Below are 9,930 nucleotides of genomic sequence, written 5' to 3'. Positions count from 1 at the left end.
ACCGCGCGCCGCCCGCGACACCGCTCGCTCCGCTCATGCGACCAGCCTGCACCCGCCCCCCGACACGGCGGCGGCGCGCGGTGGTCGGGCCGGTGACGCGCGGGCGTCAGCTCAGCGACCGCCCGGCGAACACGTCCGCGGCCTCGCTCAGGTAGCGCGCGGTGCCGGGGCCGGCGGCGTCATAGGCGGCGCGGAACCGCTCGTCGTCCACGTACCCGCGCGTCAGGGCGCGGTACGCCTCGGCCGAGGGGGTCCAGAACAGCGAGACCCAGGCGTGGTGGCGGCGCACGAGCTCCTGCACGTGCGGTGCCGCCACGTCGTCGCCGCGGGCGGCGGCCTCGGCGAACGCGCGCGCGAGCGCGGCGTGCTCGGCCGCGTGCGCCTCGCGGCCCCGCTCGCCCAGCGACCCCCAGGTCCGCCGGGCGTCGTCGGCCGCGGCGCGCCCCCAGCGCTGCACGACCTCCTCCTCGTAGCGGCCGTGGTCGAAGCCGTCGAACACCTGATCCACGTCGAGCTCCTCTCCTCGTGCGGTCCTCTCCAGGGTGGTGCGCACGGACTCGACGAGCCGTGCGGTGCGGGCCGCCTCGGCCCGCAGCAGCTCGAGGTGGGCGCGCAGGGCGCTCACCTCGTCGGTGCGGGCCTCGAGGACGTCGCGGATGGCCGGCAGGCCCATCCCGAGCTCGCGCAGCAGCATGATCCGCTGCAGGCGGCGCAGCGCGGCGTCGTCGTAGTAGCGGTAGCCGTTGGAGCCCGTGCGGCTGGGTGCGAGCAGCCCCACGTCGCCGTAGTGGCGCAGCGTGCGGCTCGTCGTGCCCGCGGCGCGGGCGACCTGCGAGATCGTCCACTCCACGTCCCCACCCCCTCCTGCAGCCCGGTGCACCCGCTGGTCCCGGCCGTTCCCCGGGCCGGTCCTCAGGACGGTAGGAGTTGACGCAGCGTCGGGGTCAAGGGCGGGGGCGCCGGCCGGGTGCCCGGCGCTCCCGCTGCGCTGATCTTGACCCGGGCGCACACTCTCAGTAGACAGGTGCTTACGAGGAGTGCTCCGACGGGGCGGACGGGGGTGGCGGGGTGCGCGTGGACCGCGCCGTCGTCGTGCTGCCGGTCGCCCCCGCGGACGCGCCGCTGGCGGAGGCCTGCCTGGAGCACCTCGTGGCCGCGGCGGACGAGGCCGCGGCGGGCGGCGTCCCCACGACCGTGCTGCTGGCCACGCCCTCGCCCGCGGCGCTGGAGCGCCTGCTGGCCTCCTGGGCGCCGCTGGTCGCCCTCGTGGACGGGGTCGACCTCGCCGTCGCGCACCACCCGGGGGCCCAGGACGCCGGGCAGCTGCTCGACGCCGCCGCCGCCGAGCTGGCCCACCGCGCGGCGCACGCGGGGACCAGCGGGACGGGCGGGGCGGCGGGCACGCTGCTGCTGGTGACGAGCCCGGACGTGGTCGTCGGGCCCGGCTGGATCGCCGAGCACGTGCGGCACCGCCGCGCCGGCGCGCGCGCCAGCACCGGGCCGGTGCGCGGCGGCGGGGACCACCGCCTGGTCGCCAACTGCGCGCTGGGGCTGGACCTGCTGGGCCCCGGCGGCCCCCCGCTGTCGCACGTGCTGCCGCACGCCGGGGTCGTGCACGCGGTCACGCCCGTCGTGGCCCGCACGCGCGTCAGGGCTCCGGCGTCTCCCTGAGGTCCTGGGCCAGGATGGCGACCAGGTCGCGGCGGCACTGCTCCAGCACGTCGCCGGCCCGGCGCAGGTCGGCCGGGCGGCCGGTGACGGCGATCTGCTGGTAGGTGGCCGCGATGCTGCCGAGCTGGCGGCGCAGCTGGTGCGCCTGCTCGCGGCCGGGCGCGGCCTCGGCCGCCTCCCACGGCGGCGGGGTGTCGGCCAGCTCCTCGGCGACGTGGCGCCGCCCCTCCTCGGTCAGCGTGAACTGCTTGGCGTCCTGCGCGTCCGCCTCCACGAGCCCCTCGTCCTGCAGCTGCTGCAGGGTGGGGTAGACCGAGCCCGGGCTCGGCCGCCACTGGCCGTCGCTGCGGCGGGCGACCTCCCCGATGATGCGGTACCCGTTGCTGGGCCCCTCGGCCAGCAGCACGAGCACCGCGGCCCGCACGTCGCCGCGCGGACGGCGCCCGCCGCCGCGCCCGAACCCGCCGAAGCCCCGCGGCCCGCGCGCCTCGAACGGCCAGTCCGGCCCCCCGAAGCCGAACGGCCCGCCCGGGTGGTGGCGGCGGGCACCTCCCCACGGACCCCACGGCCCGCCGTCGCGCTCCTCGTCGCGCCCCGGTCCGCGCGGTCCCCACGGACCCGCCCCGAACGCCTCGCCCCTCGTGCCCCTCATGTCCCACCTCCGCGACCGGCGGGACCTTGCGCCCCGCTCGATGCATCGACGATATATCGTTGAGTGTCGCTCGACAAGGGGTCGGTGGCGGGGCGTCAGCCGCGGTGGCGCAGGGCGCGGCCGGGCACGGCGCCGGTGCGCACGCCGTCGGCGACGACGGGGGTCCCGGCGAGCAGGACGTGCGGGATGCCGACGGCCTGGCGGCGGGGTTCGGCGAAGGTGGACCCCGCGGCGACGGTGGCGGGGTCGAAGAGGACGAGGTCGGCGACGGCGCCGGGGCGCACGACGCCGCGGTCGGCCAGGCCCAGGCGGCGGGCGGGCCGGGAGGTCAGGTGCGCCACGCACTCCTCCAGGCCCAGCACGCCCTCCTCGCGCACGTAGCGGCCCAGGTAGTGCGCGAACGTGCCCCAGGCGCGCGGGTGGGGCTTCGCGCCCACCAGCAGCCCGTCGCTGCCGCCGCAGTGGCGGGGGTGGGCCATGACGGCCCGCACGTTCTCCTCGTGGCCCACGTGCTGCAGGACCGTCGTGCCGAGGCGGTCGCGGCGCAGGACGTCGGTGAACACCTCGAACGGCGGCGCACCGGTGTCCGCGGCGATCTGCGCGATCGTCCGCCCGACGAGGCCGGACAGCTCCGCGTGCCGGACGCCGGAGACCTCCAGCGTCCCCCACTCGGCGACGACGCCGTGGCAGCCGTCGGAACCCTCGACCTCGACGGCGTGGCGGATGCGCTGCAGCGCAGCGGGGTCCTCCAGCCGGCGCAGGGTGGCCGCCGGGCCGCCGGCCGCGGCCCAGCTGGGCAGCACGGCGGCCAGGGTCGTCGAGCCGGGCAGGTAGGGGTAGGTGTCGAGGGTGACGTCGAGGCCGTCGGCGAGGGCGGCGTCGACGAGGGCGAGCAGCTCGCCGGCCCGGCCCGCGTTGACCGCGAAGTTCATCGTGGCGTGGGTCAGGTGCAGCGCGGCGCCGGAGCGGCGGGCGACCTCGACGACCTCCGCGTACGCCTCGAGCGCGCCCCGGCCGTAGGAGCGCTGGTGCGGGGCGTAGAAGCCCCCGTGCGCGGCGACCACCTCGCACAGCGCGACGAGCTCGTCGGTGCCCGCGTACATCCCGGGCACGTACGTCAGCCCGCTGGACATCCCGAACGCGCCCTCGCGCATCCCCGCGTCCACCAGCTCGCGCATGCGCGCCAGCTCGGCCGCGCTCGCGGGCCGGTCCTCGGTGCCGACGGCGAGCACCCGCACGGTGCCCTGCGGCACGAGGTAGCAGACGTTCACGGCCGCGCCGGCGTCGACGCGGTCCAGGTACTCCCCCACGGTGCGCCAGGACCAGTCCAGGTCGGGGACCCCGTTCCAGCCCGCCAGCTGCTCGCGCAGCACGTCGAGGGCCGCGTCGTCGACGGGGGCGTAGCTCAGCCCGTCCTGGCCGACGACCTCGGTCGTCACGCCCTGGGTGGTCTTGGCCAGGTGCGCGGGGTCGGTGAGCACCGCCAGGTCGGAGTGGGCGTGCATGTCGATGAAACCCGGGGCCAGGACGAGGCCGCCGGCGTCCAGCTCGCGCGCGCCGGCGGTGGTGCCGACCTCCCCGAGCTCGGCGACGCGGCCGTCCACGAGCAGCGCGTCGGCGCGGCGGGCGGGTGCTCCCGTGCCGTCGACGAGCAGGGCGCCGCGCACGACCAGCGGCGCGCCCACCCGGTCCCCGCTCACCCGGTCCCCGCTCACCCGAAGACCGTCCGCACCCAGTCCACGAGCACCGGTTGCGGGGCCAGCGCGTCGTCGAGCACGGGCAGCAGCTGCCACTTGTCGAACGCCGTGCACGGGTGCGAGAGCCCCAGCCGCAGCACGTCGCCGACGCGCACCTCGCGCGCCGCGCCCTCCAGGCGCACGAACAGGTGCTGGTCGTTGAGCGCCGTGGCGCTCGCCCCCTCCAGGGGTTCGGTGTCCCCCTCGCCGGCGCGGCGCACGGCCTGGACCTCCGGCAGCCCCTCGTCGAAGGGCAGGTCGCGCTTGCCCGCGTCGGCCAGCGCCAGACCGGGTTCGGGGCGCGAGAGGACCCGCGCCCACCCGTGCAGGGCCGAGCGCAGCTCGCCGGCGGCGCCGCGCGCCATGGGGGTGATGGAGCGGTAGAAGCCGTCGTCGTGCGCGACGTAGGCGCCGGCGCGCACCACGACGCGCACGGGCACCTCGCCGTCGGGCTCGTGCAGCGGGCCGAGGACGTCGGCGACGGCGTCGAAGTGGGCGCTGCCGCCGGCGCTGACGACGATCCCCTCCGGCAGCTCGGGGTACAGGCCCGCGGCCAGCAGCCGGGCGTGCAGCGAGCGCAGGTCCGACAGGTAGGTGCGCACGACGGTGAGGCTGGCGGGGGTGGCGTCGTGGGCCAGCGCCCCCTCGTAGCCGGCCACCCCGGCCAGCCGCAGCCCGGGGGTGGCGGCCACGGCGCGGGCGACCTCGATCGCGGCCGCGGTCGAGCGGGCCCCGGTGCGCCCGCCCGGTGCGCCGAGCTCGACGAGGACGTCGACGGGCTGCGCGGCGCCGGCCACGTGCGGGGCCATCGCCGCGACGACGTCCACGCCGTCGGCCCAGCACAGCACGCGCGCGCCGCCGCGCTGCGGGCCGGTGACCAGGCGCAGCACCTGCGGGTCGAGCAGGGGGTAGGCGGCCAGCACCCACGGCACCCCGTGCTGCAGCGCCACCGTCAGCTGCCAGGGGGTGGCGACGGTGAGGCCGAGCGCGCCGGCGGCCAGCTGGGCCCGCCAGATCGAGGGCGCCATCGTCGTCTTGCCGTGCGGGGCGAGGTCGACGCCGCGCCCGCGCGCCCAGGCGGCCATGGCGGCGACGTTGGCCTCGAGCGCCCCGGCGTCGAGGGTGAGCAGCGGGGTCGGCAGCCGCGCCAGGCCGGGGCGGGCGGCGGCGACCTCCTGCGCGTCGCGGCCCCGGGCCTCGACCGGGACGGCCTTGTGCCGCGGGTCCAGCGGTCCGAGGTCTGCTGCGTCGTACCCCACGGCGACTCCCGTCGCGGGCCTGGCCGGCCCGTCTCGTCGCAGGTCGCCCGACCTGCGTTGCGCACAGCGCAACGGCCGTTGCACTCGTGTGGGACGCCGTTCTAGCATCGCCGCGTGGTCCGGTCAAAGGTCGTCGGCACCGGCGGGGCGGCGCCGTGAGCGCGTCCCTGCAGCGGGCGCTGGGCCTGCTGGACCTCGTGGCCGCCGGCACCTGCACCCTGGGCGAGCTGGCCGTGGCCAGCGGCACCCACAAGAGCACCGTCCTGCGGCTGCTGCGGGTGCTCGAGGACGCCGGCTACGTCCACCACGACGCCCAGCACCGCTACGTCCTCGGCGCGCACCTCTTCCGCCTCGCCCAGCAGGCGCTGGACTCCTTCGACGTGCGCGCCGCGGCCGCCGCGCGCCTGCGCCGGCTGCGCGACGCGGTCGGCCAGACCGTGCACCTGGCCGTGCTCGACCCGCGACCGGGCGCGGGCTGCGTGTACGTGGAGGAGCTGGAACCGCCCGACGCGCCCGTGCGGACGGCCTCCCGCATCGGCGGCACCGCACCGCTGCACCGCACGGCCGTCGGCAAGGTCCTCCTCGCCGGCCTGCCCCCCGCCGAGCGCGAGCTCCTCGTGCGCGCCCTGCCGCTGCCCGCCTCCACCGCGCGCACCCTGACCGACCCCGACGCCCTGCTCGCCGAGGTCGCCGAGGTCGCCGAGCGCGGCTGGGCGCAGGACCACGGCGAGGACGAGACGTTCGTCAACTGCGTCGCCGCACCGGTGCGCGGACCCGACGGCCGGGTCCGCGCCGCCGTGTCGATCTCGGTGCCCGACGTCCTGCTGCCCCACGAGGCCGTCCTGGCCCTCGTGCCCACCCTGACGTCCGCGACCGCGGACGTCTCCCGCGACTGCGGGTACGACCCCCCTGGAGGAACCCCACCGTGACCGACGCGACCGACGCGACCGACGCGACCGACGCGACCGACGCGACCGTGCGCACCGCCGTCAGCACCCCCGACGCGCCGGCCCCCGCGCACACCTTCTCCCAGGGCGTGCGCAAGGGCGGGCTCCTGCAGGTCTCCGGCCAGGGACCGGTCGACCCGGCGACGGGCGAGTACCTGCACCCCGGCGACGTGCGGGCGCAGACGGTGCGCACGCTGAGCAACGTCGAGGCCGTCCTGCGCGCCGGCGGCGCCACCTTCGACGACGTCCTCGTGCTGCGCGTCTACCTGACGACCCGCGACGACTTCGCGGCGATGAACGAGGCCTACGGCGAGTTCGTCACCGCCCGCTGCGCCTCGGGCGTGCTGCCCGCGCGCACGACGGTGTTCACCGGCCTGCCGCGCGAGGAGATGCTCGTGGAGATCGACGCCCTGGCCGCCCTCGGCTGACCCGTCCGGGCCGGAGGGGCGGCCGGCAGCGGGCCGGTGGCGCCGGGATCAGGCCAGCTCGACGACGGCGGGCTCGGCCAGCCCCTCCGAGCGGGCCCAGGCCAGGGCCGCGGCGGCCGGCAGCGGGCGGGCGAAGAAGTAGCCCTGCAGCTCGTCGCAGCCCATGGCGCACAACCGGTCCGCCGCGGCCACCGTCTCCACGCCCTCGGCCACGACCACCAGGCCCAGGCGGTGGGCGAGCGCGATGAGGGCGGAGACGATGACCTCGTCCTCGGGGTGGGCGGCCAGCTCGGCGACGAACTGCCGGTCGATCTTCAGCTCGTGCACGGCGAGGCCGCGCAGGTGCCCCAGGCTGGTCGAGCCGGCGCCGAAGTCGTCGACGGACACGCGGACCCCGCGCTCGCGCAGCCCCGCGACGGTGCGGCGCGCGCCCGCGGGGTCCTCGACGACGGCCGTCTCGGTGATCTCCAGCACGAGGTCCTGCGGCTGCCAGCGCGTCAGCGCCAGCGCCTCCTCCACCACGCCCAGCAGCCCCTCGTCGAGGCTGACCGCGGAGACGTTGACCGCCATCGAGGTGCGCAGCCCCTGCGCCCGCCAGGTCGCCGCCTGGCGCAGCGCGGTGATCATCGTCCAGCGGGTGAGGGCGTGGATGAGGTGGGTGCGCTCCACGTGGGGCAGGAAGTCCGCCGGCAGCAGCAGCCCGCGGCGCGGGTGGTTCCAGCGCACCAGCGCCTCGAAGCCGAGCAGCCGGGCGCCGTCGCCGGAGACCTTCGGCTGGTAGTGCAGGACGAGCTGGTCCTCCTCCATGGCCTGCCGCAGCTGCCCCAGCAGCTCCAGGCCGCCGGCGGAGTGCGGGTCGGTCGCGGCGTCGTAGCGCAGGACTCCGCACCGGGCGCGCTTGGCGGCGTACATCGCGACGTCCGCGCGCTGCAGCAGCTGCCCGAGGTCGCGGCCGTCCTGGCCGGCCAGCGCGATGCCGATGCTGCCCGAGAGGTCCAGCGGGATCGTCCCGGCGTGGAAGCCGCCGACGGCGAGCGCGGCCAGCAGCCGCTTGGCGAGCACCTCCAGCTCCTGCGCGTCGACGGGGTCGGCGACGAGGACGGCGAACTCGTCGCCGCCGAGGCGGGTGACGCGCCCGCGCTCGCCGGCGGTGGCGCTCAGCAGGCGTGCCACCTGCACGAGGACGTCGTCGCCGGCGGTGTGCCCGAGGGAGTCGTTGACGTCCTTGAAGCCGTCGAGGTCCAGCAGCAGCAGACCCGCACCGCGCCCGGCGGCCAGCAGGGGGTCGGCGGCCTCGGCGAGCGCGCGGCGGTTGCCCAGCCCGGTGAGGGGGTCGGTGCGGGCGAGCTCGGCGCGGCCGCGGTCGCGGCGCACGCACAGCAGGAGCAGCGCCGCGGCGGCCAGCAGCGTCTGCAGGACGGCGATCGTCCACGCGATCGAGGCGGCGCTCACGGACGTCCATCGGCACGCAGGGCGACGAGGTGAACCGTCCGGGCGCCCGCTCTCACCCGGGTGGGCTCACCCGAGCGGCGGAACGCTCCAGCGCACGAGCACCGGGCGCCCGTGCTCGCGGCCCAGCTCGCCCCAGGTGCCGGCCTCCAGGGCGAACAGCGCGCCCGCGGTCGGCGAGAGCCCGAGCCAGGTGGCGGCCAGCACGCGCAGCAGGTGCCCGTGGGCGACGAGCACGACGTCGCCGTCCTCCTCGGGCACCGCGTTCGCGCGGGTCAGGACGGCGCGGGCGCGGGCGGCGACCTCCTGGACCGACTCCCCGGGCGTCGGGCCCGGCACGACGCCGTCGTGCCAGACCGACCACTCGTGGCCCACCTCCGCGGAGATCTCGGCGGTGGTGCGGCCCTCGTAGGCGCCGTAGTCCCACTCGACGAGCTCCTCGGCGACCTCCACGGGCGCGCGGCCGTCGGTGAGGCCGGCGAGCTCGGCGGTGCGGCGCGCGCGCCGGCGCGGGCTGGTGAGCACCAGCGCCACGCGCCGCTGCGCGAAGAGGGGGGACAGCGTGCGGGCCAGCCGCTCCCCCTCGGGGGTCAGCGGGATGTCCGTGCTGCCGGTGTGCTGCCCGGACATGCTCCACTCGGTCTGGCCGTGGCGGACGACGAGGATCGACACAGCAGCGGACCCTACGCCCTGGGCGCCCCGCGATCCCGTCCACCCGCGTCCTGCCAGGGTGGGCCCGTGCACCCACCGATCCCCGCCGGCCGCCGGCGCACCGCGCTGTTCGCCGTCTTCGCCGTCCAGGGCGTGGCCTTCGCCTCCTGGGTGACGCGCACCCCCGGCATCCGCGACGCGGTGCAGGCCAGCACGAGCGGGATGGGCCTGGTGCTGCTGGGGCTGTCGGCGGGCGCGATGGCGGGGATCCTGGCCTCCCCCGGCCTGGTGACCCGCCGGGGCGCGCGCTCGGTCGTCCTGTCCGGCGGGCTGCTGCAGGTGGTGGGCGTGGCCACCGTCGCCGCGGGCGCGGGCGCGGGCAGCGCGCCGCTCGTGGCGGGCGGGCTGGCCCTCTTCGGCGCCGGCACCGGCTCCGCGGAGATCGCCGTCAACGTCGAGGGCGCCGACGTCGAGCGCGCCCTGGGCCGCTCGGTGCTGCCGGTGCTGCACGGCTGCTTCAGCGCGGGCACCTTCGCCGGGGCGCTGGCCGGGGTGGCGCTGACGGCGACGGAGGTGCCCGTGCCCGTGCACCTTGGCGCCGTGGCGCTGCTGCTGCTCGTGGTCGTCGCCGCGGCGGTGCGCTCGCTGCCGGACGGCACCGGCCGCGAGCCGGTGCGCGCCCACCGCACCGGGCCGCGCCCCGCCGTGCACCGCGAGCGCCGCGTGCTGCTGCTGGCGGTGCTGGTGCTGGGGATGGCGCTGGCGGAGGGCTCGGCCAGCGACTGGCTGCCGCTCATCGTCGTGGACGGCTTCGGCCTGGAGGCCTCGGCCGGCGCGCTGGTCTACGCGGTCTTCGGGCTGGCGATGGCGCTGGGGCGGGTGGGCGGCGGCCCGCTGGTCGACCGCGTCGGCCGGGTGCCGGTGCTGCGCGCGAGCGCGGTGCTGGCCGCGGTCGGCCTGCTGCTGGTGGTGCTCGCGCCGTGGGCGCTGCTGGGTGCGCTCGGGGTGCTGTGCTGGGGGCTGGGCGCGGCGCTGGGCTTCCCGCTGGGGGTGTCCGCGGCCGGCGACGAGGCGGAGGGCGCGACGGCGCGGGTGAGCTTCGTGGCCACGGGCGGGTACCTGGCCTTCCTCGTGGGC

10 protein-coding genes are annotated in these 9,930 nt (G+C 77.8%); 4 read left to right on the top strand and 6 right to left on the bottom strand.

The window, feature by feature from the left end:
* Window positions 1–106 precede the first annotated feature (106 nt).
* Window positions 107–850 carry a TipAS antibiotic-recognition domain-containing protein gene (locus GTQ99_RS14620; protein WP_166616469.1) on the bottom strand — a complete coding sequence of 248 codons (744 nt, stop codon included), beginning with the start codon at window positions 848–850 and terminating at the stop codon, window positions 107–109.
* Window positions 851–1,068: 218 nt separating this feature from the next.
* Between GTQ99_RS14620 and GTQ99_RS14615 the strand changes: the two genes are divergently transcribed.
* Entirely contained in the window at window positions 1,069–1,671 is a 603-nt protein-coding gene (locus GTQ99_RS14615) for a hypothetical protein (RefSeq protein WP_166616468.1), read from the top strand.
* On the opposite strand, the gene GTQ99_RS26130 is transcribed toward GTQ99_RS14615, so the two are convergent.
* From GTQ99_RS26130 to GTQ99_RS14600, 3 genes are all read right to left on the bottom strand, one after another.
* A complete protein-coding gene (locus GTQ99_RS26130; RefSeq protein ID WP_166616467.1) occupies window positions 1,649–2,323 on the bottom strand; it encodes a PadR family transcriptional regulator in 675 nt (224 codons plus the stop codon). The two genes, GTQ99_RS14615 and GTQ99_RS26130, sit on opposite strands and share 23 nt — an antisense overlap.
* Before the next feature lie 95 nt (window positions 2,324–2,418).
* Complete coding sequence (locus GTQ99_RS14605; RefSeq protein ID WP_338075008.1) at window positions 2,419–4,038, bottom strand: N-acyl-D-amino-acid deacylase family protein; 1,620 nt, start codon at window positions 4,036–4,038, stop codon at window positions 2,419–2,421.
* Window positions 4,035–5,318, bottom strand: coding sequence for a type III PLP-dependent enzyme domain-containing protein (locus GTQ99_RS14600; protein ID WP_338075007.1), 1,284 nt, complete (start codon window positions 5,316–5,318; stop codon window positions 4,035–4,037). Before GTQ99_RS14600 ends, GTQ99_RS14605 begins: the two co-directional genes overlap by 4 nt.
* Window positions 5,319–5,473: 155 nt before the next feature.
* Here GTQ99_RS14600 and GTQ99_RS14595 point away from each other — a divergent pair, with 155 nt between their 5' ends.
* Both GTQ99_RS14595 and GTQ99_RS14590 read left to right on the top strand, forming a co-directional pair.
* Window positions 5,474–6,247: an IclR family transcriptional regulator domain-containing protein gene (locus GTQ99_RS14595; protein ID WP_166616466.1), complete on the top strand. Its 774-nt coding sequence runs from the start codon at window positions 5,474–5,476 to the stop codon at window positions 6,245–6,247.
* Window positions 6,244–6,693, top strand: coding sequence for a Rid family hydrolase (locus GTQ99_RS14590; RefSeq protein WP_166616465.1), 450 nt, complete (start codon window positions 6,244–6,246; stop codon window positions 6,691–6,693). Before GTQ99_RS14595 ends, GTQ99_RS14590 begins: the two co-directional genes overlap by 4 nt.
* Before the next feature lie 48 nt (window positions 6,694–6,741).
* On the opposite strand, the gene GTQ99_RS14585 is transcribed toward GTQ99_RS14590, so the two are convergent.
* Together GTQ99_RS14585 and GTQ99_RS14580 are read right to left on the bottom strand one after the other, a co-directional pair.
* Window positions 6,742–8,145, bottom strand: coding sequence for an EAL domain-containing protein (locus tag GTQ99_RS14585; RefSeq protein WP_166616464.1), 1,404 nt, complete (start codon window positions 8,143–8,145; stop codon window positions 6,742–6,744).
* A gap of 66 nt (window positions 8,146–8,211) precedes the next feature.
* A complete protein-coding gene (locus GTQ99_RS14580) occupies window positions 8,212–8,814 on the bottom strand; it encodes a histidine phosphatase family protein (RefSeq protein ID WP_166616463.1) in 603 nt (200 codons plus the stop codon).
* Window positions 8,815–8,880: 66 nt separating this feature from the next.
* On the opposite strand from GTQ99_RS14580, the gene GTQ99_RS14575 reads away from it, so the two are divergent.
* The coding region (locus GTQ99_RS14575; protein ID WP_166616462.1) for an MFS transporter at window positions 8,881–9,930 on the top strand (1,050 nt) is incomplete at its 3' end.

This window comes from Kineococcus vitellinus (assembly GCF_009906315.1).
GTDB classification, from domain to species: domain Bacteria; phylum Actinomycetota; class Actinomycetes; order Actinomycetales; family Kineococcaceae; genus Kineococcus; species Kineococcus vitellinus.
The sequence above is the reverse complement of the archived record's forward strand: the minus strand, read 5'-3'. Positions and strand labels throughout refer to the sequence as shown.

What these genes read in the sequence shown, in the direction of transcription:
- GTQ99_RS26130 (WP_166616467.1), bottom strand. Translation starts at nt 2,323, where the DNA reads ATGAGGGGCACGAGGGGCGAGGCGTTCGGGGCGGGTCCGTGGGGACCG.